The organism is Streptomyces sp. NPDC101178 (assembly GCF_044767965.1).
GTDB lineage: Bacteria > Actinomycetota > Actinomycetes > Streptomycetales > Streptomycetaceae > Streptomyces.
This window is the reverse complement of sequence record NZ_JBIWOZ010000012.1, coordinates 70,792-93,590: the sequence shown is the minus strand read 5'-3', so window position 1 is coordinate 93,590 and position 22,799 is coordinate 70,792. Positions and strand designations below refer to the sequence as shown.

At 71.3% G+C, this 22,799-nt stretch carries 19 protein-coding genes; 15 read left to right on the top strand and 4 right to left on the bottom strand.

The window, feature by feature from the left end; all coding sequences use genetic code 11:
- Positions 1–72: 72 nt before the first annotated feature.
- From ACIRR8_RS28810 to ACIRR8_RS28795, 4 genes are all read right to left on the bottom strand, one after another.
- Positions 73–2,493 carry a transglutaminaseTgpA domain-containing protein gene (locus ACIRR8_RS28810; RefSeq protein ID WP_404070255.1) on the bottom strand — a complete coding sequence of 807 codons (2,421 nt, stop codon included), beginning with the start codon at positions 2,491–2,493 and terminating at the stop codon, positions 73–75.
- On the bottom strand, positions 2,490–3,872 hold the full coding sequence (locus ACIRR8_RS28805; RefSeq protein ID WP_404070253.1) for a DUF58 domain-containing protein: 1,383 nt from the start codon (positions 3,870–3,872) through the stop codon (positions 2,490–2,492). Before ACIRR8_RS28805 ends, ACIRR8_RS28810 begins: the two co-directional genes overlap by 4 nt.
- Positions 3,872–4,924, bottom strand: coding sequence for an AAA family ATPase (locus ACIRR8_RS28800; protein WP_404070251.1), 1,053 nt, complete (start codon positions 4,922–4,924; stop codon positions 3,872–3,874). Before ACIRR8_RS28800 ends, ACIRR8_RS28805 begins: the two co-directional genes overlap by 1 nt.
- Before the next feature lie 211 nt (positions 4,925–5,135).
- The gene (locus tag ACIRR8_RS28795) at positions 5,136–5,684 is read right to left on the bottom strand and encodes a beta-class carbonic anhydrase (protein WP_404070249.1); all 549 of its coding nucleotides are present in this window, start codon (positions 5,682–5,684) and stop codon (positions 5,136–5,138) included.
- Between the two features lie 423 nt (positions 5,685–6,107).
- Between ACIRR8_RS28795 and rsmH the strand changes: the two genes are divergently transcribed.
- The 15 genes from rsmH to ACIRR8_RS28720 all read left to right on the top strand — a co-directional run bounded on the left by rsmH (position 6,108) and on the right by ACIRR8_RS28720 (position 22,771).
- Positions 6,108–7,073 (top strand): 16S rRNA (cytosine(1402)-N(4))-methyltransferase RsmH, encoded by a 966-nt coding sequence (gene rsmH / locus ACIRR8_RS28790; protein WP_404070247.1) that lies wholly within the window; start codon positions 6,108–6,110, stop codon positions 7,071–7,073.
- A 19-nt stretch (positions 7,074–7,092) separates the two neighbouring features.
- On the top strand, positions 7,093–7,698 hold the full coding sequence (locus tag ACIRR8_RS28785) for a septum formation initiator family protein (RefSeq protein ID WP_404070245.1): 606 nt from the start codon (positions 7,093–7,095) through the stop codon (positions 7,696–7,698).
- 4 nt (positions 7,699–7,702) lie between these two features.
- Positions 7,703–9,685, top strand: a complete 1,983-nt coding sequence (locus ACIRR8_RS28780; RefSeq protein WP_404070243.1) for a peptidoglycan D,D-transpeptidase FtsI family protein — start codon at positions 7,703–7,705, stop codon at positions 9,683–9,685.
- 40 nt (positions 9,686–9,725) lie between these two features.
- Entirely contained in the window at positions 9,726–11,444 is a 1,719-nt protein-coding gene (locus ACIRR8_RS28775; protein WP_404070241.1) for a UDP-N-acetylmuramoyl-L-alanyl-D-glutamate--2,6-diaminopimelate ligase, read from the top strand.
- Positions 11,445–11,448: 4 nt separating this feature from the next.
- Positions 11,449–12,870: a UDP-N-acetylmuramoyl-tripeptide--D-alanyl-D-alanine ligase gene (gene murF / locus ACIRR8_RS28770; RefSeq protein ID WP_404070239.1), complete on the top strand. Its 1,422-nt coding sequence runs from the start codon at positions 11,449–11,451 to the stop codon at positions 12,868–12,870.
- Positions 12,867–13,937: a phospho-N-acetylmuramoyl-pentapeptide-transferase gene (gene mraY / locus ACIRR8_RS28765; protein ID WP_380955654.1), complete on the top strand. Its 1,071-nt coding sequence runs from the start codon at positions 12,867–12,869 to the stop codon at positions 13,935–13,937. Before murF ends, mraY begins: the two co-directional genes overlap by 4 nt.
- The gene (gene murD / locus ACIRR8_RS28760; protein WP_404070237.1) at positions 13,919–15,361 is read left to right on the top strand and encodes a UDP-N-acetylmuramoyl-L-alanine--D-glutamate ligase; all 1,443 of its coding nucleotides are present in this window, start codon (positions 13,919–13,921) and stop codon (positions 15,359–15,361) included. Before mraY ends, murD begins: the two co-directional genes overlap by 19 nt.
- Before the next feature lie 60 nt (positions 15,362–15,421).
- Complete coding sequence (gene ftsW / locus ACIRR8_RS28755; protein ID WP_404070235.1) at positions 15,422–16,753, top strand: putative lipid II flippase FtsW; 1,332 nt, start codon at positions 15,422–15,424, stop codon at positions 16,751–16,753.
- 6 nt (positions 16,754–16,759) lie between these two features.
- Positions 16,760–17,854, top strand: a complete 1,095-nt coding sequence (gene murG / locus ACIRR8_RS28750; protein ID WP_015607995.1) for an undecaprenyldiphospho-muramoylpentapeptide beta-N-acetylglucosaminyltransferase — start codon at positions 16,760–16,762, stop codon at positions 17,852–17,854.
- Positions 17,855–17,903: 49 nt separating this feature from the next.
- Positions 17,904–18,698 (top strand): cell division protein FtsQ/DivIB, encoded by a 795-nt coding sequence (locus tag ACIRR8_RS28745; RefSeq protein WP_404070233.1) that lies wholly within the window; start codon positions 17,904–17,906, stop codon positions 18,696–18,698.
- Between the two features lie 276 nt (positions 18,699–18,974).
- Positions 18,975–20,198, top strand: coding sequence for a cell division protein FtsZ (gene ftsZ, locus ACIRR8_RS28740; RefSeq protein ID WP_404070231.1), 1,224 nt, complete (start codon positions 18,975–18,977; stop codon positions 20,196–20,198).
- Positions 20,195–20,935, top strand: a complete 741-nt coding sequence (gene pgeF, locus ACIRR8_RS28735) for a peptidoglycan editing factor PgeF (RefSeq protein WP_404070229.1) — start codon at positions 20,195–20,197, stop codon at positions 20,933–20,935. The genes ftsZ and pgeF overlap by 4 nt, the downstream gene beginning before the upstream one ends.
- A 6-nt stretch (positions 20,936–20,941) precedes the next feature.
- Entirely contained in the window at positions 20,942–21,652 is a 711-nt protein-coding gene (locus ACIRR8_RS28730) for a YggS family pyridoxal phosphate-dependent enzyme (RefSeq protein ID WP_404070227.1), read from the top strand.
- 126 nt (positions 21,653–21,778) lie between these two features.
- The gene (locus ACIRR8_RS28725) at positions 21,779–22,396 is read left to right on the top strand and encodes a cell division protein SepF (RefSeq protein WP_404070225.1); all 618 of its coding nucleotides are present in this window, start codon (positions 21,779–21,781) and stop codon (positions 22,394–22,396) included.
- A gap of 90 nt (positions 22,397–22,486) precedes the next feature.
- A complete protein-coding gene (locus ACIRR8_RS28720; protein ID WP_084996064.1) occupies positions 22,487–22,771 on the top strand; it encodes a YggT family protein in 285 nt (94 codons plus the stop codon).
- Positions 22,772–22,799 lie beyond the last annotated feature (28 nt).

Here is a 22,799-nt window from a genome sequence, read left to right as displayed (position 1 = left end):
GGGGCGGGGGGGGGGGGGGGGGGGGGGGCCCCCCCCCCCCCCGGCCCCCCCCCCCCCCCCCCCGCCCCCGTTTCAGCCGTGCTGGCGTGACAGCCGTCGCCACCGGGCCGTCCAGCGGCCACGCCCCGGACGGTCCGTCCACCGCTGGACGAGCGCCGCCCATCGGTCCGAGACCGCCCACGCCACCCGGACGGCCGAGCGCGGTGCAAGCTTCGCCCGCAACCGTGCGCCCCGGCTCGCATTGGCCTCCAGCCCGGCCCGTACCGCCAGCGCGTCCTCGGTCAGCCGGGCCGCGAGGCGCGGCTCGGGGGCGTACAGCACCTGTTCCACCGCGCCCGCGATCCGGTGCGCGGCCTCGGCCGCCATGGTGTCGAGCCCACCCAGACGCACGATCCGGACCGCCGCCTTCCGGGGCGTCAGCGACTCGTCCGGCGCGATGCCGTAGTCCCAGGCGCAGTCGGTGACCTCCTGCCAGGCGGCCAGAGCTCTGGCCGCCGCGTCCGCCGGCGTACGCCCTCCGGAGCCGAGCCGCCGATTTCTCACCCGGGTCCGCCAGAGCAGCGGCAGCAGGGGCAGCAGCAGGACCGCGAGCGCACCGGCACCCACCAGCAGGACCGTGCCGACCGGCGTGCCCCGGTCGGTCGGAGCCGTCGGGCCGGGTGCGGCGGAGACGCCGCACTCACCCTGTCGGCGCATCTGCGGCGAGCAGCTTTCCGGGGCCGACGGGACCGCGGACGGCGCGGCGGAGGCGCCGGCCGACGGCTGCGCCGGATCGCTCGGGCTGCCCGTGGGGGTCTCCGGCAGCGTGTACGCCGGTGTGTTGCCGCGGCTCGGGGTCGGCTCGAACCGGGTCCACCCGACGCCTTCGAAGTACAGCTCGGGCCAGGCGTGCGCGTCGCGCAGGCCGACCGAGTACGAGCCGTCGCCCTGGAGGGCGCCCGGAGTGAATCCCACCGCGACCCGGGCCGGGATGTCCAGGGTCCGGGCCATCGAGGCCATGGCGAAGGAGAAGTGGATGCAGAACCCCTCCTTGTCCCGGAGGAACCGCGCTATCGCCGAGGAGCCCGTTCCGGAGCTGACCGAGGTGCTGTACCGGAAGCCGCCCTCGGAGGCGAACCAGCTCTGGAGCTTCACGGCCCGCTCGTAGGCGTTGGCCGAGCCCTCGGTGATCTCCCGGGCCTGCTCGGCCACCACACCCGGCAGCGAGTCGGGGACCTGCGTGTACTCGTCGAACAGCTTCTGCGGCGGCGGCCCGGCCGCCGCCAGCTGGGCCGCGGTCGGCTCGACGACCAGCGAGGAGACCTCGTACTGCGCGCCGCCGGTGTTCTGCCCCTTGTCGCCGATGAGCGTGCGGCCCTCCGGCTCGTACCGCCAGCGGCCCTCGATCTCCACCTCGCTCGCCGGGTAGGGGAGCGGCAGATAGTCCTGCTGGTACGAGGGTGAGGAGGAGATGTTCGTCCGGATCTCGGTGACGGCGACGTCACGGCCGAGACCGGTGGGCTGCGGGAGGCGGTCCGGCACGTCCCTCAGCCGGCGGGTCGAGGATCGCCAGTCGCTGCCGTTGAACTCGTCCAGGGAGAGGATCCGCAGATAGAGGTCGCGCGGGTCCTCGGCGTTCGTGCGGTACGTCATCACCTGCCGGTTCTCCGGCTGGTTGAGGTTGTCCTTGAGCGAGACCAGCGGGTTCACCGCGGAGATGGTGCCGCCGCCGCTGCCCTTGCCGTTCCCGCCGCCCCGGCCGCCCAGCAGACCGCTGTCCATGGCGGGCAGGGCCAGCGGGACGACCAGGGCGATGCCGAGGGCCAGCACACCGATGCGCCGCCCGGTACGGACCGGCGCGGAGGCCCCGCCGCCCCGGCCGGAGAGACCGTCCGACAGGCCGCCCGGGGACCGGTTGGCACCGCCGAAGACGCGCCCCCACCGGGAGAGCCGGTCGCGGCCCTCGGCCAGCAGGAGCATCAGATAGCCGCAGGCGGCCAGCAGGAACCAGAGCCAGCCGGTCGTGCCGTCGCCGAGCCCGGCGGCGATCGAGTACAGGGCGAGCAGCGGCAGTCCGGCCGGGGCCGCACTGCGGAAGGTCACCGCCAGCGCGTCCACCGTCAACCCGATCAGCAGCACCCCGCCGACCATCATCAGCCGGATGCCGTCCGTCGTCGGAGCCGGGATGGCGTACATGCCGATGTCCTCGCCGCCCGCCACCAGCAGCTCACCGAGGCGCGCGAGGGCCTGTGGGCCCGGGACCACGCCGAACAGGGCCTGGTCGCGCGCGAAGACCACGGTCAGCAGCAGCAGGGTCACCAGCGTCTGGGCGGCGATGGTCAGCGACCGGGCCAGCGGAACCCGGCGCGCGAGCGCGCCCACTCCGCTCTGGACCGCGAGCAGCAGCGCCGCCTGCGGGAGCCAGCCGACCCCTTCCACCAGCGGGATCAGCGCTCCCGACGCCAGGAGTGTCGCCGCGAAGGCGCACAGCGCCAGCCGGGCCCGTCCGCTCATGACCATCCCCCCGCAAAACCTGTCGAACCGCCGTTCCCGGTGGCCTGGGTGTCGGTGCGCATCTGGCCCGCCAGCTGCCACAGCGCCGGAAGCTCGGCCCCCGGCTCCACGGGCACCACGATCCAGCCCGCCTCGCGCAGCTGCCGCAGCCGCTCCTCGGCCCGCCCGGGCGGGGAGTCGAGGAGCAGGTCCATGCCGCCGGACCAGCGGGCGCTGTCCAGGACGAAGGCGACCGCCGCACCGGCGCGCTGCCGCATCCGGGCCGCGACCGAGGCCTGCTCCTCGTCGAGATCGCCGAAGAACGCGATCAGCAGCCCCTCGTTGCCGCCGCGCAGCACGTCGTGGGCGCGCGAGAGCCCGCCGCCGTCGGAGTGGCCGACGACCGCGAGGGTGTCGAGCATCAGGCCCGCCGAGTCGGCGGACTCCTGCGTCGAGCCCGCGAAACCGTCGGAGCCCTCGCCGGGCACCGCGTTCCCGTCGTCCGTGAGCAGCCGTACGGCGAAGCCGCGCTCCAGCATGTGCACCAGCGCGGAGGCCGCACCCGAGACCGCCCACTCGAACGCCGAGTCGGGTCCCGCGCCCGCGTACCCGACCTGACGGGTGTCCAGCAGCACCGTGCACCGGGCCCGCTGTGGCTGTTCCTCACGGCGGACCATCAGCTCGCCGTATCGCGCGGTGGAGCGCCAGTGGACCCGGCGCAGGTCGTCGCCGTGGCGGTAGCCGCGCGGAATGATGTCGTCCTCACCGGCCAGCGCGAGCGAGCGCTGCCGCCCGTCCCCGTATCCCGACGCCTCGCCCGCCAGTCGCAGAGCGGGCAGCGGAACCGTGCGCGGAACGACGACGAGGGTGTCGTACGCGCTGAAGGAGCGGGTCAGCTCGCACATCCCGAACGGGTCGCTCAGCCGCAGCTGCAACGGGCCCAGCGGATAGCGGCCGCGCAGGTCGGAACGGACCCGGTAGGACACCTCACGCCGGCCGCCCGCCTCCACCCGGTCCAGCACGAACCGGGGCCGGGGCCCCAGCACGTACGGCACCCGGTCCTGGAGCATCAGCAGCCCCGTGGGCAGCCGGGACACGTTGTCCATGCGCAGGTGCACCCGCGCCTCCGAGCCCGCGGGCACCCGGGACGGCGTCAGCCGCCGGGTCCCCGTCACCCGGTAACGGGTGCGGTAGAGCACGGTCACGCAGACCAGGGGCAGCACGGCCAGCAGCAGCCCGACGCGCAGCAGGTCGGCCTGGCCCAGGACGTACGCGCAGACGGCGGCGGCCACCCCGGCGGCGAGGAAGGAGCGCCCCCGGGTGGTGAGCCCGCCGAGAGCCGCGCGCGGACCGCCCTTGCTGGAGCCGTCCTCCACCGCGCCGGGCTCGCCGGCCGCCATCACAGCCGCCGGGTGCCGGGCTGCTGCTGGCCGTAGAGCGGGCGGCCCGGCTCGTGCGCGCCCTGCGCCGGGGGAATGGGGCCGCCGGGCGAGGTCGGGACCGGGGTGCGCTGGACGATCTCCAGCACCACCTGCTCCGCCGTGCGGCGGTTGAGCTGTGCCTGCGCGGTGGGCAGCAGGCGGTGGGCGAGGACGGGCGCGGCCAGGGCCTGGACGTCGTCCGGCAGGGCGTAGTCGCGGCCGCTGAGGGCCGCCGAGGCCTTCGCGGCGCGCAGCAGGTGCAGCGTGGCGCGCGGCGACGCGCCGAGTCTGAGGTCGGGGTGGCTGCGGGTGGCCCCGACCAGCTCCACCGCGTACCGCCGGACCGCGTCGGCGACGTGCACCGTACGGACGGCGTCGATCAGCTTCACGATGTCGTGGGCGTGCGCCACCGGCTGGAGGTCGTCCAGCGGGGAGACGCCGCCGTGCACATCGAGCATCTGCAACTCGGCCGCCGGGCTCGGATAGCCGATGGAGACCCGGGCCATGAACCGGTCGCGCTGGGCCTCGGGCAGCGGGTAGGTGCCCTCCATCTCCACCGGGTTCTGGGTGGCCACCACCATGAAGGGGTCGGGCAGCTCGTAGGTCTGCCCGTCGATGGTGACCTGGCGCTCCTCCATCGACTCCAGCAGCGCCGACTGCGTCTTCGGCGAGGCCCGGTTGATCTCGTCGCCGATCACGATCTGCGCGAAGATCGCGCCAGGCTTGAACTCGAAGTCGCGCCGCTGCTGGTCGAAGATCGACACACCGGTGATGTCGGACGGCAGCAGGTCCGGCGTGAACTGGATGCGGCGCACCGAACAGTCGATGGACCGCGCCAGCGCCTTGGCCAGCATGGTCTTGCCGACCCCGGGGACGTCCTCGATGAGGAGATGCCCCTCCGCGAGCAGCACGGTCAGCGAAAGCCGTACGACCTCAGGCTTGCCCTCGATCACACCCTCCACCGACCTGCGCACCCGCTCCGCTGTGGTGGTCAGATCTGTGAGGCTCGCTCGATCGTCATAGGTCGTCACCCGGCCCTCCTCGGCCCATTTCTGCGCACGGACCGGCGCACTGCCCGCCCGGCCCACCCCGAAATTCGTGACCCTCCTCCGGAAGGCCCGGTGGAGGTCACTCCCGCATTCTTGTTGCCGTTACCGCTTCGTGTCACTCGCCTGTGGATAAGTGGGTGTGATTTGTCAGTTTCTGCCGTGTTTCGGGGGGTGGGCCGGGCGTGCGCGATGTTCAGGAAGCGGGCTTGATCTCTCGGAGCAGACCGGTGGTCACGTCGAAGACGAAACCGCGGATGTCGTCGGTGTGCAGGAGGAACGGTGAGGTCCGCACCCGCTGCATCGACTGGCGTACGTCCTGGTCGGCGTCCGTGTACGCCTCGACCGCCCAGACCGGCCGCTGGCCGACCTCGCGCTCCAGGTCCTGCCGGAACTCCTCGGTGATGGCTTCCAGGCCGCAGCCCGTGTGGTGGATGAGGACGATGCTGCGGGTGCCGAGCGCCCGCTGGCTGATGGTGAGCGAGCGGATCACGTCGTCGGTGACGACGCCGCCGGCGTTGCGGATGGTGTGGCAGTCGCCGAGTTCGAGACCCAGCGCGGCGTGGAGGTCGAGACGGGCGTCCATGCAGGCGACGATGGCGACCTGGAGGACGGGCTTGGCGTCCATCCCGGGGTCGCGGAAGCCCTTGGCGTACGTGGAGTTCGCCTCGATCAGCTGATCGGTGACCTGGCCCCCCTCGCGGACCGTGACGGACTCGGCGGGGGAGTGAGCTGAAGTCGACATGGTGACGACGTTAGCCTTCCCCCCTGGCTCGGGTGGGCTGTGAGAGCGGACAAAGAACATCAACGTGTCTTGTTGTGAGCTAACCCACAAGCACCAGGGGACGCGGCCGTTCGGGTGACGTCGCCGCTTCCGGACGGGTGGTGCGACTCGCTGCCCGGTTCGTTGATCGCGCATCGATCGAATGGCAGGGTGGACTAAAGTAACGCGAAGTCACCACCCTGAACCCGTATCACCCACTCCGTACACCCTGCACCTCCTGCATATTCCGTTTTCCCCGTGATGTGCGGCGTACGTGCGGCCCGGCCCTCTCCCGCTCCCGGTCGGCCGACGCCCCTTCCCCGGCGCCGGCGGACCTCCCCTTCGGAGCGGGCGGGGACCAGGACGTACGTACCGGCCGCGCGGTACAGAGCCTGAGAGGGCGCATTGAGCCAGACCCGACACGTCCCGGTGATGCTCCAGCGGTGTCTGGACCTGTTGGCCCCGGCTCTCCAGGACCCGGCCCACCCCGAGCCCGTGGTCGTCGACTGCACCCTCGGCCTCGGCGGACACAGCGAGGCGCTCCTCGAAGCCTTCCCCACCGCCCGGCTGATCGCGCTGGACCGGGACAAGGAGGCCCTTCGGCTCTCCGGCGAGCGGCTCGCTCCGTACGGCGACCGCGCCACGCTCGTCCACGCCGTCTACGACGAACTCCCCGACGTACTCGCCCGGCTCGGCACCCCCAAGGTCCAGGGCATTCTGTTCGACCTCGGCGTCTCCTCCATGCAGCTCGACGAGGCCGACCGCGGTTTCGCGTACGCCCAGGACGCCCCGCTCGACATGCGCATGGACCAGACGACCGGGATCGGCGCCGCTGAGGTGCTCAACACCTATCCGCCCGGCGAACTCGTCCGGATCCTGCGGGCGTACGGCGAGGAGAAGCAGGCCAAGCGGATCGTCTCCGCCGTCGTTCGCGAGCGCGAGAAGGAGCCCTTCAGCAACAGCGCCCGGCTCGTCGAGCTGATCCGCGACTCCCTGCCGCAGGCCGCCAAGCGCACCGGCGGCAACCCGGCCAAGCGGACCTTCCAGGCCCTGCGCATCGAGGTCAACGGCGAGCTGAGCGTGCTGGAGCGGGCCGTTCCGGCGGCCGTGGCGAGCCTCGCCGTCGACGGCCGGATCGCCGTCCTCTCGTACCACTCGCTGGAGGACCGGCTGGTCAAGCAGGTGTTCGCGGCCGGCGCCGCCAACACCGCGCCGCCGGGCCTGCCCGTCGTCCCCGAGCGCTACCAGCCCCGCCTGAAGCTCCTGACCCGGGGCGCCGAGCTGCCCACCGAGGAGGAGGTCGCCGAGAACCGCCGTGCCGCCCCCGCCCGGCTGCGCGGCGCCCAGCGCATCCGGGAGGACGAGCGATGAGCACCACGAGGGGCGCGCGGTGAGCAGGCCGGACGCACCGCTGAAGGGGCGGGCCGGACGGCTCGCCCGGCTGATGCCGTCCGCGTCCACCAGCAGCGCGGCCCGCACACCCTTCGTGCTGCTGGTCGTCCTCCTCCTGGGCGGCGGGCTCATCACCCTGCTCCTGCTGAACTCGGCGCTCAACGAAGGATCGTTCAGGCTCAGCGAGCTCAAGCGGGACACCACCGAGCTCACCGACGAGCAGCAGGCCCTCCAGCGCGACGTCGACAGCTACTCCCAGCCGGACGCCCTGGAACGCCGCGCCCGGGAGCTGGGCATGGTCCCCGGCGGCAGCCCCGCCTTCCTGAACCCGGACGGCACGGTCCGCGGAGTCCCCACCGAGGCCACCGCCCCACCGCCCCCGCCCAGCCCCACCCCGAGCCCGGAGCCGGCCCCCGAGGACGGCGCGCCGGACGACGGAGCCGACGCCGACGCCCCCGCGGCCACGCCCTCCGCCTCCGCGACCCCCTCACCGGCCGCCTCCGCGGACCCCCAGGCGCAGAGCGCCCCGGCAGGGCCCGACGTCCAGCCCGGCACCGCCCCCGCCACAGAGAACACCCCGCCCCCGACCACCCCCGGCAGGTGACGCAGTGCCGCCCAAGGAACCGCCGCGCCGCCGCGTACCCGGCCCGGCGCGCCCCCGTAACGGGGCCAACGGCCGCTCCGGCGCACGCCCCCCGGCCCGCGCCCCCCGCCCCGCCCCACGGCGCACCACCGCACGCGGGCGCGCGCCCCGGACCCTGCGCCTCGGCTCCCCGCGCCCCCGGCTCCGGCTGGTCAGCCTCGGGCTGACGCTGGTCATGCTGCTCTTCGTGGCCCGGCTGCTCCAGGTCCAGGCCGTCGACGCCACCGCGTACGCGGCCAAGGCCGAGAAGAACCGCTACCTGGAGTACACGGTGGCCGCCGAGCGCGGCGAGATCACCGACCGCCGGGGTGTCGCGCTGGCCACCAGCGTGGACGCGCACAACATCACGGCCGACCCGAAGATGTTCACGCCCGAGGACAGCAAGGCCCCCGACGCACCGCAGCAGGCCGCGGCCCTGCTCGCCCCGATCCTCGGCAAGGACATCGACGAGCTGGTCAAGAAGCTCTCGGCCCCCAAGAGCCGCTACACCGTGCTCGCTTACCGCCAGACCCCTCAGGTCTGGAAGCAGATCAAGGACCTCAAGGCGGTCTTCGCGGAGAAGGCCCTGGCGGACAAGCGCAACGGCGGTACGGGCGCCAACGTCCTGGCCGGGGTCCTCCAGGAGCCCACCACCAAGCGGGTCTACCCCAACGGGGGCCTGGCCGCCGGGATACTGGGATTCGTCAGCGCCGACGGCAAGGGCGGCGGCGGACTCGAATCGCAGCTGGACAAGGAGCTGGCGGGCGAGGACGGCAAGATCCGCTACGCCCAGTCCGGCGGCCGCCGGGTCCCCACCGCCGGTGGCAGCGAGGACCCGGCCGTGCCCGGCTCCGACATCGAGCTGACCATCGACCGCGACATCCAGTGGGCCGCGCAGAAGGCCATCAGCGACCAGGTCGCCGCGTCCAAGGCCGACCGCGGCTACGTCATCGTGCAGAACACCCGGACCGGCGAGCTGCTGGCCATGGCCAACGCGCCCGGCTACGACCCCAACGACCTCTCCCAGGCCACCTCCGCCTCCCTCGGCAACGCGGCCCTCCAGGACGTGTACGAGCCCGGCTCCACCAGCAAGGTCATGTCGATCGCCGCCGTGCTGGAGGAAGGCGCCGCCACGCCCGGCACCCATGTCACCGTCCCCAACCGGCTGCACCGCGGCGACCGGCTCTTCAAGGACGACGTCGACCACCCCACCTGGTACCTCACGCTCAACGGGGTCCTCGCCAAGTCCAGCAACATCGGCACCATCCTGGCGACCGGTCAGCTCGGCAAGACCCAGGCCGAGTCGAACCAGGTGCTCTACGACTACCTGCGCAAGTTCGGCCTCGGCAAGAAGACCGGACTCGGCTACCCCGGCGAGTCACCCGGCCTCCTCGCGCACCCGAAGGACTGGTCGACCTCGCAGCAGTACACGATCCCCTTCGGCCAGGGCCTCTCCATCAACGCCGTCCAGGCCGCCTCGGTCTACTCCACGGTCGCCAACAAAGGCGTACGCGTCGCTCCCACGCTCGTACGCGGCACCAAGGGCGCCGACGGCCGCTTCACCGCCGCCGACGCTCCCGAGGAGACCCGGGTGGTCAGCGAGAAGACCGCCAAGACCCTGGCAGCCATGCTGGAGTCCGTCGTCGACGACCAGGAGGGCACCGGCACCAAGGCCGCCATCCCCGGCTACCGGGTCGCGGGCAAGACCGGCACCGCCAACCGGGTCGACCCGGTCCGCGGCGTCTACAAGGGGTACACCGCCTCCTTCGCCGGCTTCGCACCGGCCGACGATCCGCAGATCACCGTCTACTGCGCGATCCAGAACCCCACCAAGGGAAGCTACTTCGGCGGCCAGATCTGCGGCCCGATCTACAAGCAGGTCATGGAGTTCGCGCTCAAGACGCTCCAGACCCCACCGTCCGGCAGCAAGCCGCCCCGGCTGCCGGTGTCCTTCAAACCCGGCGAGTGAACACGGGGATGCGCGAGCCTCTCCGCCAAGGGAACCCTCAGTGACAACCATCACCCCCGATCCCGGGAACCGGAACGAGAACTTCCCGGCACCCGGTCCCTCGCTTCGCGAGAGCCCGCACCGGCCCGGTACGCTCACCGCCGTGCCCCACGCTGATCAGTCCCAAACCTCTCAGAAGGACGCGCCTGTGACCTACCCGGGAGCGCCCCGACCGAACCGGCTCCGGCCCACCCCCCTCGGCGAGCTGGCCGACCGGCTCGGCGTCGAGACCGCAGGAAGCGGCGAAGTCACCGGCATCACGCACGACTCACGGGCCGTGCGACCCGGAGACGTGTACGCGGCCCTGCCCGGCGCCCGTATGCACGGTGCCGACTTCGCCGCCCAGGCCGCCGGCCTCGGTGCCGTCGCCGTCCTCACCGACCCGACGGGCGCCGAACGCGCCGCCGCCACCGGCCTGCCGGTCCTGGTCGCCGAGGACCCGCGCGGCGTCATGGGCGAGCTGGCCGCCGACATCTACGGGCGGCCCGGCATCGGCCTCCTCCAGATCGGCATCACCGGAACCTCCGGCAAGACCACCACCGCGTACCTGGTCGAAGGCGGACTGCGCGCCGCGGGCCGGCCCACCGGGCTCATCGGCACCGTCGAGATGCGCATCGGTGACGAGCGCATCAAGTCCGAGCGCACCACCCCCGAAGCCACCGACCTCCAGGCCCTGTTCGCCGTCATGCGCGAACGCGGCGTCGAGGCCGTCGCCATGGAGGTCTCCAGCCACGCCCTCGTGCTCGGCCGGGTCGACGGCTGCGTCTTCGACGTCGCCGTCTTCAACAACCTCAGCCCGGAGCACATGGAGTTCCACTCCGGCATGGAGGACTACTTCCAGGCCAAGGCCCAGCTCTTCACCCCCGAGCGCAGCCACCGCGGCGTCGTGAACTTCGACGACGAGTACGGCCGCCGGCTCATCACCGAGTCCGGCGTCCCGGTCACCACCTTCTCCACCGAGGGCCACCCGGACGCCGACTGGCACGCCGAGGATGTCCTGGTAGGCCCGCAGGACAGCACCTTCACCGCCGTCGGCCCGAAGGGCGAGCGGATCGCCGCCCGCGCCCCGCTGCCCGGCCCGTTCAACGTCGCCAACACCCTGGCCGCGATCGTCACCCTGGCCGTCGCGGGCGTCGACCCGCAGACCGCCGCCGACGGCATCTCCGCCGTCCCCGGCGTCCCGGGCCGGCTGGAGCGGGTGGACGCCGGACAGCCGTACCTCGCCGTCGTCGACTACGCGCACAAGACCGACGCCGTCGAGTCCGTGCTGCGCTCGCTGCAGAAGGTCACCGAGGGCCGGGTGCACATCGTCCTCGGCTGCGGCGGCGACCGCGACACCACCAAGCGCGGCCCGATGGGCGCCGCCGCGGCCCGCCTCGCCCACACCGCCGTACTGACCTCCGACAACCCCCGCTCCGAGGACCCGCTCGCGATCCTCGCCGCGATGCTCTCCGGCGCCGCCGAGGTCCCCGTCCACGAACGCGGCGACGTCCTGGTCGACGCCGACCGGGCCTCGGCCATCGCCGCCGCCGTCGCGCGCGCCGAACCGGGCGACACCGTCCTCGTCGCGGGCAAGGGCCACGAGCAGGGCCAGGACATCCACGGGGTCGTACGCCCCTTCGACGACCGCAAGGTCCTGCACGACGCCATCGAGCGGTCGCTGGGGCGCACCGGCGCCGCCGACCGTGCCCCGCACCACGAGAACAACAGTCAGGGATGACCAAGTGATCACCCTTTCCCTCGCCGAGATCGCCGAAATCGTCGGCGGGCAGCCGCACGACATACCGGATCCGGCAGTCACCGTCACCGGCCCCGTCGTCATCGACTCCCGCGAGGTCGGACCCGGCAGCCTGTTCGCCGCGTTCGCCGGCGAGCGCGTGGACGGCCACGACTACGCGCAGCGCGCCGTCGAGGCGGGCGCGGCAGCGGTACTCGCCGCCCGCCCTGTCGGCGTTCCGGCGATCGTCGTGGACGACGTCGTCGGCGCGCTCGGCGCGCTCGCCCGTACCGTCGTCGAACGCCTCGGCACCACCGTCGTCGCGCTCACCGGCTCCGCGGGCAAGACGTCCACCAAGGACCTGATCGCGCAGCTCCTGCAGCGCCACGGCCCGACCGTCTGGACGCCGGGCTCCCTCAACAACGAGATCGGCCTGCCGATCACGGCCCTGAGCGCCACCTCCGAGACCCAGCACCTGGTCCTGGAGATGGGCGCCCGCGGCATCGGGCACATCCACTACCTCGCCGAGCTCACCCCGCCCCGCATCGGCCTGGTCCTCAACGTCGGCTCCGCCCACCTCGGGGAGTTCGGCAGCCGCGAGGCGATCGCCCAGGCCAAGGGCGAGCTGGTCGAGGCGCTCCCCGAGGACGGCTGCGCCGTACTCAACGCCGACGACCCTCTCGTACGCGCGATGGCTTCGCGCACCAAGGCCCGCGTCCTGCTCTTCGGAGAAGCCCCGGAAGCGGACGTACGGGGCGAGAAGGTCCGGATGACCGCCGACGGGCGGCCCGCGTTCGAGCTCCACACACCCACCGGGTGCAGCGACGTGACCTTGCGCCTGTACGGTGAGCACCACGTGTCGAACGCGCTCGCCGCGGCCGCCGTCGCCCATGAGTTGGGCATGTCCGTGACCGAGATCGCCGAGGCGCTCTCGGAGGCGGGCACCCTCTCCCGCTGGCGCATGGAGGTCACCGAGCGCGGGGACGGTGTGACGGTTGTCAACGACGCCTACAACGCGAACCCCGAATCCATGAGAGCCGCACTGCGTGCGCTGGCTGCCATGGGCCAGGCCCGAGCGGCCGACGGGGGGCGCACCTGGGCGGTGCTCGGCCAGATGGCCGAGCTCGGTGACGCGTCGCTCGCCGAGCACGACGCGGTCGGACGGCTCGCCGTCCGGCTCAACGTCAGCAAGCTCGTCGCTGTCGGGGGGAGAGAAGCCTCCTGGCTGCAACTGGGCGCATATAACGAGGGTTCGTGGGGTGAGGAGTCGGTGCACGTGTCCGACGCACAGGCGGCCGTCGACCTGTTGCGCAGTGAACTGCGCCCGGGAGACGTCGTGCTGGTGAAGGCGTCCCGGTCGGTCGGCCTGGAGAAGGTCGCCCAGGCACTGCTGGAGAACTCGACCGAGGGCGAGGTCGCCGGCCGATGAGGCAGATCCTCTTCGCGGGGGCCATCGGGCTCTTCCTGACCCTGGTCGGCACCCCGCTGCTGATCAAGCTGCTGGCCCGCAAGGGGTACGGGCAGTTCATCCGGGACGACGGCCCGCGCACCCACGGCAGCAAGAAGGGCACGCCCACGATGGGCGGCATCGCCTTCATCCTGGCGACGATCATCGCGTACGTCCTGGCGAAGGTGATCACCGGCGAGGACATCCGGTACTCCGGCATCCTCGTGCTGTTCCTGATGGCCGGGATGGGCCTCGTCGGCTTCCTCGACGACTACATCAAGATCGTCAAGCAGCGTTCGCTGGGTCTGCGGGCCAAGGCGAAGATGGCCGGCCAGCTGATCGTCGGTATCGCCTTCGCGGTGCTCTCGCTCCAGTTCGCGGACTCCCGGGGCAACACCCCCGCCTCCACCCGGCTCTCCTTCGTGGAGGACTTCGGCTGGTCGATCGGCCCGGTGCTGTTCTGCGTCTGGGCGCTGTTCATGATCCTCGCCATGTCCAACGGCGTGAACCTGACGGACGGCCTGGACGGACTGGCCACCGGCGCCTCGGTGATGGTCTTCGGCGCCTACACCTTCATCGGCCTCTGGCAGTTCCAGGAGTCCTGCGCCTTCGCGGACAACCTGACCAACCCCAGCGCCTGTTTCGAGGTACGGGACCCACTCGACCTCGCTGTCGTCGCCTCCGCCCTCATGGGCGCCTGCTTCGGCTTCCTGTGGTGGAACACCTCGCCCGCCAAGATCTTCATGGGCGACACCGGCTCGCTCGCCCTCGGCGGCGCCCTCGCGGGCCTCGCGATCCTGTCCCGCACCGAGTTCCTGCTCGCCATCCTCGGCGGCCTCTTCGTGATGATCACCATGTCCGTGGTCATCCAGGTCGGCTCGTTCAAGATGACCGGCAAGCGGGTCTTCCGGATGGCGCCGCTCCAACACCACTTCGAACTCAAGGGGTGGTCCGAAGTCCTGGTCGTGGTCCGCTTCTGGATCATCCAGGGCATGTGCGTCATCGTCGGCCTCGGCCTCTTCTACGCGGGATGGGCAGCCAAGAAGTGAGCACCGTGGACTGGCAGGGCAAGCACGTCACCGTCGCCGGACTCGGCGTCAGCGGCATCCCCGCGGCCCGCGCCCTGCACGAGCGCGGAGCGGTCGTCACCGTCGTCAACGACGGCGACGACGAGCGCGCCCGCGCGCAGGCCGCCGAACTGGAGGCGCTCGGCGTCACCGTGCGCCTCGGCGACGGCGCCACCCTGCCGCCGTCCACGGAACTCGTCGTCACCGCCCCCGGCTGGCAGCCGGACAAGCCGCTCTTCCTGGCTGCCGCCGAGGCGGGCGTCGACATCTGGGGCGACGTCGAACTCGCCTGGCGGCTGCGCGGGACGAACGGCCGCAAGGCCGCGCCCTGGCTCGCCGTCACCGGCACCAACGGCAAGACCACCACCGTACGGATGCTGGCCTCGATCCTCGAAGCGGCCGGCCTGCGCACGGCTGCGGTCGGCAACATCGGCGTCTCGCTGCTGGACGCGGTGCTCGGCGAGCAGGAGTACGACGTCCTCGCCGTCGAACTCTCCAGCTACCAGCTGCACTGGGCACCCTCCCTGCGCGCCCACTCCGCCGCCGTCCTCAACCTGGCGCCGGACCACCTCGACTGGCACGGCTCGATGGAGGCGTACGCGGCCGACAAGGGCCGGATCTACGAGGGCAACACGGTGGCCTGCGTCTACAACGCGGCCGACCCCGCCACCGAGGACCTCGTCCGCGCGGCCGACGTCGAGGAAGGCTGCCGCGCCATCGGCTTCACCCTCGGCACCCCCGGCCCCTCGCAGCTCGGCGTGGTCGACGGCATCCTCGTCGACCGGGCGTTCGTGGCCAACCGCCAGAAGCAGGCCCAGGAGCTCGCCGAGGTCTCCGACGTCAACCCGCCGGCCCCGCACAACATCGCCAACGCGCTCGCCGCCGCAGCCCTCGCCCGCGCCTTCGGCGTGGAACCGGCCGCCGTCCGCGACGGGCTGCGGAACTTCCGCCCCGACGCCCACCGCATCGAACACGTCGCGGACATCGCCGAAGTCGCCTACGTCGACGACTCCAAGGCCACCAACACCCACGCCACCGAGGCCTCGCTCGCCGCCTACGACTCCATCGTCTGGATCGCCGGCGGCCTCGCCAAGGGCGCCACCTTCGACGAGCTGGTCACCGGCGCGGCGAAGCGGCTGCGCGGGGTCGTCCTGATGGGCGCCGACCGCGCGCTGATCCACGAAGCCCTGGCGCGACACGCCCCGGAAGTCCCGGTGGTCGACCTCGACCGCACCGACACTGGGGCCATGTCCGAGGCGGTCGAACAGGCCGCACGGCTCGCGCGGCCGGGCGATACGGTACTGCTGGCCCCGGCCTGCGCCTCGATGGACATGTTCACCAACTACATCAAGCGGGGCGAGGCGTTCGCGGACGCGGTCCGCGCACGCGCCGAGAAGAGCGCCTGACCGACCGGGCTCCGCGCCGGGGCCGCGCCCTGGGGCACGAGCAGTGGAGGGACAGCGACAATGCCGGCCGAGAAGAGCTCCGCCGTACGCAGCCGCCGGCCGGCGCCGCCCCGTGGCGCGGGACGCGGCTCCCCGGCACCCCGGACCCCGCGCGGCAGCGGGGTCCGGCGCCTCTACGAGCAGGCACGCCGGGCCTGGGACCGACCTCTGACCGCCTACTACGTGATCCTCGGCTCCAGCCTCCTGATCACCGTGCTGGGCCTGGTGATGGTCTACTCCGCCTCGATGATCAAGGCGTTGAGCATCGACAAGTCGTCGACGTACTTCTTCGGCAAGCAGTTCGTCGCCGCCGTCATCGGCGGCGCGCTGATGATGGTCGCCTCCCGGATGCCGGTGAAGCTCCACCGCGGTCTGGCCTACCCGATGCTCATGGTCACCGTCTTCCTGATGGTCCTGGTCCAGGTGCCGGGGATAGGGATGTCGGTCAACGGCAACCAGAACTGGCTCTATCTCGGCGGCCCGTTCCAGGTCCAGCCCAGCGAGTTCGGCAAGCTCGCGCTCATCCTGTGGGGCGCCGACCTGCTCGCCCGCAAGCAGGACAAGCGGTTGCTGACGCAGTGGAAGCACATGCTCGTCCCGCTCGTCCCGGTCGCCTTCATGCTCCTCGGGCTGATCATGCTCGGCGGCGACATGGGCACCGCGATCATCCTCACGGCCATCCTCTTCGGCCTGCTCTGGCTGGCCGGAGCCCCCACCCGGCTCTTCGCCGGAGTCCTCGGATTCGCCGCCGCCATGGCGTTCCTGCTGATCTGGACCAGCCCCAACCGGATGTCCCGGCTCTCCTGCATGGGCATCATCGGCGAACCCGACCCGGACGACGGCTGCTGGCAGGCCGCCCACGGAATCTACGCTCTGGCCTCCGGCGGATGGTTCGGTTCCGGGCTCGGTGCGAGTGTGGAAAAATGGGGCCAACTCCCGGAACCCCACACCGACTTCATCTTCGCGATCACCGGTGAGGAACTGGGTCTGGCGGGGACGCTGTCCGTGCTCGCCCTCTTCGCGGCTCTAGGCTATGCGGGTATCCGCGTGGCCGGACGCACGGAGGACCCCTTCGTCAGGTATGCCGCGGGAGGCGTGACCACCTGGATCATGGCCCAGGCCGTGATCAACATCGGTGCGGTGCTCGGCCTGTTGCCGATCGCCGGTGTCCCGCTCCCGCTGTTCTCCTACGGAGGATCCGCCCTGCTGCCGACGATGTTCGCGGTCGGGCTCATGATCGCCTTCGCGCGGAACGATCCCGCCGCGAAGGCGGCCCTGGCCATGCGGAGGCCCGGGGTGAGATGGAAGACGATGAGACGGCGCGTCACGAAGCGTCCGTCCGGAGAGCGGTGAATTTCGGTGCATGTCGTACTCGCCGGCGGGGGGACCGCCGGACACATCGAGCCCGCGCTTGCCCTCGCAGACGCCCTGCGCAGGCAGGACCCGACCGTGGGAATCACGGCCCTCGGCACGGAACGCGGCCTGGAGACCAGGCTCGTACCCGAGCGGGGGTACGAGCTGGCGCTCATCCCGGCCGTACCGCTGCCGCGTAAGCCCACGCCCGAGCTGATCACCGTCCCGGGCCGGCTGCGCGGCACCATCAAGGCCGCCGAGCAGATCCTGGAGCGCACCAAGGCGGACTGCGTGGTCGGCTTCGGCGGTTACGTCGCGCTGCCCGGCTACCTCGCCGCCAAGCGCGTCGGCGTGCCGATCGTCGTTCACGAGGCGAACGCCCGCCCGGGCCTCGCCAACAAGATCGGCTCGCGGTACGCCCACGGGGTCGCCGTCTCCACGCCGGACAGCAAGCTGCGCGGCGCCCGCTACATCGGCATCCCGCTGCGCCGCACCATCGCCACCCTGGACCGCGCCCGGGTCCGCCCGGAGGCCCGCGCCTCCTTCGGCCTCGACCCCAACCTGCCCACGCTGCTGGTCTCCGGCGGCTCGCAGGGCGCCCGCCACCTCAACGAGGTGGTCCAGCGGGTCGCGCCACTGCTCCAGCGCTCGGGGATCCAGATCCTCCATGTGGTCGGCCCGAAGAACGAATTGCCGCGAATCGACAACATGCCCGGGATGCCGCCGTACATCCCGGTACCGTACGTGGACCGGATGGACCTCGCGTACGCCGCGGCCGACATGATGCTCTGCCGCGCGGGCGCGATGACCGTCGCCGAACTCTCCGCCGTCGGGCTTCCCGCCGCCTACGTCCCGCTGCCCATCGGCAACGGCGAACAGCGGCTCAACGCCCAGCCGGTGGTCAACGCCGGCGGCGGCCTGCTGGTGGACGACGCGGCGCTGACGCCCGAGTGGGTGCAGGGCAACGTGCTGCCGGTGCTGTCGGACCCCCACCGGCTGTACGAGATGTCCCGTGCCGCGGCCGAGTTCGGCCGGCGCGACGCCGACGACCTGCTCGTCGGCATGGTGTACGAAGCGATTGCCTCCCGCCGCCAGGCGTGAGGCGGTGCGGACCCGGGGCGGGCGCCCCGGGTCCGGCGAAGGAGCGAGCGTGGCCGGACCGACGACCGCCCAGCGCGGCGCAACGGGGCGGGCGGACACCACCGCCCGCCCGCCGCACATCGGCCCCGAGGGGCGCCGGCTCAGCCGCCGTACGCTCCTGATCCTCATCGGCGTCGCGGCGGCCCTGCTCACCGCGTTCGTCATCTGGGCGCTGTACGGCTCCTCCTGGCTGCGCGTCGAACGCGTCTCCACCACCGGTGCCGAGGCGCTGACCCGCGAAGAGGTGGAAGCGGTCGCCGCCGTGCCGCTCGGGGCTCCGCTGATCTCCGTGGACACCGGCGCGATGGAAGGCCGGTTGCTCCAGAAGTTGCCACGTATCGACTCCGTGGATGTCGTGCGGTCCTGGCCGGACCGCATCAGCCTTAAGGTGACGGAACGCAAGCCGGTCCTGCTGGTGGAAAAGGGTGCGAAGTTCGTCGAAGTCGACGGAACGGGCTTCCATTTCGCCACGGTGGACCGGGCGCCCAAGGGCGTACCGCTGCTGGAGCTGAAGCCGGAACGGTCGGCGAGTCTGCGCAGATTCGGCAGTGACGGTCTGTCGGCGGAAGCCGTCCTGGTCGCGGGCGAGCTGCCGAAGCGTCTCGCGAAGGAGGTCAGGGCGGTGCGGATCACCTCGTACGACGGGATCTCCTTGCGGCTCACCCGTGGCCGGACGGTGATCTGGGGCAGTAGTGAGGACGGGCCGGAGAAGGCGGATGTTCTCACCGCGCTCATGAAGGCGGAGCCCAAAGCGGGACAGTTCGACGTGAGTGCCCCCAGCGCCCCTGCGGTATCGGGGAGTTGACGTGCATTTGTGCTGGCCAGCCCCCTGGTTGGTCAGCGCTACGGGTGATCACATAGGGTGAAAAGAAAAACGGGAGGTTCGGCGTGTTCGTTGAACGTGCGCCACTTGTCGACTTAGTGTCCTGTTCGGAAGAGTCCAGGAAGCAGACACACTGGTAACCCTAAACTTGAACGTTAGGGTTTGGGTCGGCGTTCGGACCGTCCCCATCGACATCAGTCGTCGCCGCGGATCACCCGCCGAGCGACGACACGTAACTCGAGGCGAGAGGCCTTCGACGTGGCAGCACCGCAGAACTACCTCGCAGTCATCAAGGTCATCGGTGTCGGCGGCGGTGGTGTCAATGCCATCAACCGAATGATCGAGGTCGGTCTCAAGGGCGTCGAGTTCATCGCGATCAACACGGACGCACAGGCCCTGTTGATGAGCGACGCCGACGTCAAGCTCGACGTCGGCCGCGAACTCACCCGGGGCCTCGGCGCCGGGGCGAACCCGGCCGTCGGTCGTAAGGCGGCAGAGGACCACCGTGAGGAGATCGAGGAGGTCCTCAAGGGGGCCGACATGGTCTTCGTCACCGCCGGAGAAGGCGGCGGCACCGGCACCGGCGGCGCACCCGTCGTCGCCAACATCGCGCGCTCGCTCGGCGCCCTGACGATCGGTGTGGTCACCCGCCCGTTCACCTTCGAGGGCCGGCGACGCGCGAACCAGGCGGAGGACGGCATCGCCGAGCTCCGCGAAGAGGTCGACACCCTCATCGTCATCCCCAACGACCGCCTGCTGTCCATCTCGGACCGCCAGGTCAGCGTGCTCGACGCCTTCAAGTCGGCCGACCAGGTCCTGCTCTCGGGTGTCCAGGGCATCACCGACCTGATCACCACGCCGGGCCTGATCAACCTCGACTTCGCCGACGTCAAGTCGGTCATGTCCGAGGCCGGATCGGCGCTCATGGGCATCGGCTCGGCGCGCGGCGACGACCGCGCGGTCGCCGCCGCGGAGATGGCGATCTCCTCGCCGCTCCTGGAGGCGTCCATCGACGGCGCCCGTGGTGTCCTGCTCTCCATCTCCGGCGGCAGCGACCTCGGTCTCTTCGAGATCAACGAGGCCGCCCAGCTGGTGAGCGAGGCGGCGCACCCCGAGGCCAACATCATCTTCGGCGCCGTCATCGACGACGCCCTGGGCGACGAGGTCCGGGTCACCGTGATCGCGGCGGGCTTCGACGGCGGGCAGCCGCCGGCCCGGCGCGAGAGCACCCTCGGCGCCAACACGAACAAGAGGGAGGAGCCGGCCGCCCCGGCCAGGTCCTCCGCCGAGCCCGCGCGTCCGTCGGGCGGACTCGGGTCCGTACCTCCGCGCGAGGAGAGCCCGGCCCCGGCCGAGCCCGCCCCCGCGTCGGCTTCGAGCGAGAGCCCGCTGTCGCCGGTCTCCCCGCCGCACGTTCCGCCGGCCCGTCCCTACCAGGACACCCAGGCCGAAGAGCTGGACGTACCGGACTTCTTGAAGTGATAGGTCAGGACCGGGCGGAACCCGTCACGGGCAGCGCTCATTTCGCCTTCACCGACCGGTGGGGCGGAGTGAGCGCCGCTCCGTACGGTGAGCTCAACCTCGGCGGCGCGGTCGGTGACGACCCCGCCGCCGTCGGCGCGAACCGCGAGCGCGCGGCCCGCCGGCTCGGCCTCGACCCGGCCTCGGTCGTCTGGATGAACCAGGTGCACGGCCGGGACGTGGCGGTGGTCGACGGGCCCTGGGGTGCGGAGGCGGAGATCCCGGCCGTGGACGCGGTGGTGACCACACGGCGCGGCCTGGCGCTCGCGGTCCTCACCGCCGACTGCACCCCGGTCCTCCTCGTCGACCCGGTCGCCGGAGTCGTCGGGGCGGCGCACGCCGGGCGGCCGGGGCTGGTCGCCGGAGTCGTCCCCGCGGTGGTCGAGGCCATGACCGCGCGGGGCGCACACCCGTCCCGGATCACCGCGCACACCGGACCGGCCGTCTGCGGACGGTGCTACGAAGTGCCCGAGGAGATGCGGGCCGAGGTCGCCGAAGCCGTCCCCGGCACCTGGTCCGAGACCAGCTGGGGGACGCCGGCGGTCGACGTCACCGGCGGAGTCCATGCCCAGCTCGCCGCTCTCGGCGTGAGCGACCTGCACCGTTCGCCGGTCTGCACCCGTGAATCGGGCGATCACTTCTCGTACCGCCGCGACCGCACCACCGGGCGGTTCGCCGGATATGTCTGGTTGGACTGATAGGGCATGACGGACCGTAAGGCTCAACTCGCGGCGAATCTGGCACAGGTGGAGGAAAGGATCACCTCCGCCTGTGCGGCGGCCGGGCGCAAGCGCGAGGACGTGACCCTGATCGTGGTCACCAAGACCTACCCCGCGAGCGACGTGCGGATGCTGCGGGAGCTGGGTGTGCGCCATGTCGCGGAGAATCGTGACCAGGACGCGGCACCGAAAGCCGCCGCTTGTGCGGATCTTTCCCTGATGTGGCACTTTGTCGGACAATTGCAGACGAACAAGGTTCGTTCTGTGACGAGTTATGCCGATGTGGTGCAGTCGGTCGACCGGATCAAGCTCGTCACCGCCCTCTCGGCCGCCGCGGTCCGCGCGGAGCGCGAGCTCGGCTGTCTGATCCAGGTCGCCCTGGACGCGGAGAGCGGTGAGCGCGGCGGGGTCGCGCCGGACGGGATCGAGGAGTTGGCGGCCGCGGTCGACGCGGCGGAGGGGCTGCGGCTGGACGGTCTGATGACCGTGGCGCCGCTGGCCGGACCGTTTGCCGGCAGGCAACGGGCCGCGTTCGACCGGCTGATGGAAATCGCCACCCGCCTGCGCGCCGGTCATCCGGCTGCCACCATGGTCTCCGCAGGTATGAGTGCGGACCTGGAGGACGCGGTGGCGGCCGGAGCGACACATGTACGCGTCGGTACGGCGGTACTCGGAGTCCGACCCGGGCTCGGGTAACGTCGCGAAGCAAGTCGGACCACAGCAGAAAATATGGTCATTGCCCGGCACGGCGGGGCGGACCACCGTGGATCGCGGGCACTTGGTGACGAATGCCGATCCACCACAGAGCGGAGGACTCGGAGCATGGCCGGCGCGATGCGCAAGATGGCGGTCTACCTCGGCCTCGTGGAGGACGATGGGTACGACGGTCCGGGGTTCGACCCCGATGACGAATTCGAACCTGAGCCGGAGCCCGAGCGGCGACGGCATCAGCCCCCGCACCAGGTGGAACGCGAGCGGGAGCGCGAAAGGGATGAACCGGTACGAGTGGTGCAGCCACCCGCCCAGCGCGAGCCGGTTCAGCTCCCCGCGGAAAGTGTGCGACCCGCCCGGATCGCACCCGTGGCATCCATCACACCTGAACGCCCGAACATGGAGAAGAACGCACCGGTGATCATGCCCAAGGTCGTGTCCGAGCGGGAGCCGTACCGCATCACCACGCTGCATCCCAGGACCTACAACGAGGCCCGTACCATCGGGGAACACTTCCGTGAGGGCACTCCGGTGATCATGAATCTCACGGAGATGGACGATACGGACGCGAAGCGACTTGTCGACTTTGCCGCAGGACTCGTCTTCGGGCTCCATGGCAGCATTGAACGCGTGACGCAGAAGGTGTTCCTGTTGTCGCCTGCTAACGTCGATGTCACGGCGGAGGACAAGGCCCGCATCGCAGAGGGCGGATTCTTCAACCAGAGCTGAGAACACGACACCGGGAACAACCCGGCCGCGAGGCCGGAACCGGCCGAGCGGCCGGAGCTATGAGAGCCAGGGGAGAGGGAACAGCGGGACATGGGCGTCGCACTGGATGTGGTCTATATCGCGCTGATGTGTTTCCTCATCGTGCTGATCTTCCGGCTGGTCATGGACTACGTCTTCCAGTTCGCGCGTTCATGGCAACCCGGTAAGGCGATGGTGGTCGTACTTGAGGCCACCTACACTGTCACCGATCCACCGCTCAAGCTTCTGCGGCGGTTCATTCCGCCGCTGCGTCTCGGGGGCGTGGCACTCGACCTGTCCTTCTTCGTTCTGATGATCATCGTCTACATCCTGATCAGCATTGTGATCAGGTTGTGAGCGATACGGTCTTGCCGACTGCCGACGA

Excerpts from the sequence above, each read along its gene's own strand:
- ACIRR8_RS28810 (WP_404070255.1), bottom strand. The coding sequence starts at position 2,493 with ATGAGCGGACGGGCCCGGCTGGCGCTGTGCGCCTTCGCGGCGACACTC.
- ACIRR8_RS28805 (WP_404070253.1), bottom strand. The coding sequence starts at position 3,872 with ATGGCGGCCGGCGAGCCCGGCGCGGTGGAGGACGGCTCCAGCAAGGGC.
- ACIRR8_RS28795 (WP_404070249.1), bottom strand. The coding sequence starts at position 5,684 with ATGTCGACTTCAGCTCACTCCCCCGCCGAGTCCGTCACGGTCCGCGAG.
- mraY (WP_380955654.1), top strand. The coding sequence starts at position 12,867 with ATGAGGCAGATCCTCTTCGCGGGGGCCATCGGGCTCTTCCTGACCCTG.
- murD (WP_404070237.1), top strand. The coding sequence starts at position 13,919 with ATGGGCAGCCAAGAAGTGAGCACCGTGGACTGGCAGGGCAAGCACGTC.
- ftsW (WP_404070235.1), top strand. The coding sequence starts at position 15,422 with ATGCCGGCCGAGAAGAGCTCCGCCGTACGCAGCCGCCGGCCGGCGCCG.
- ACIRR8_RS28730 (WP_404070227.1), top strand. The coding sequence starts at position 20,942 with ATGACGGACCGTAAGGCTCAACTCGCGGCGAATCTGGCACAGGTGGAG.
- ACIRR8_RS28725 (WP_404070225.1), top strand. The coding sequence starts at position 21,779 with ATGGCCGGCGCGATGCGCAAGATGGCGGTCTACCTCGGCCTCGTGGAG.
- ACIRR8_RS28720 (WP_084996064.1), top strand. The coding sequence starts at position 22,487 with ATGGGCGTCGCACTGGATGTGGTCTATATCGCGCTGATGTGTTTCCTC.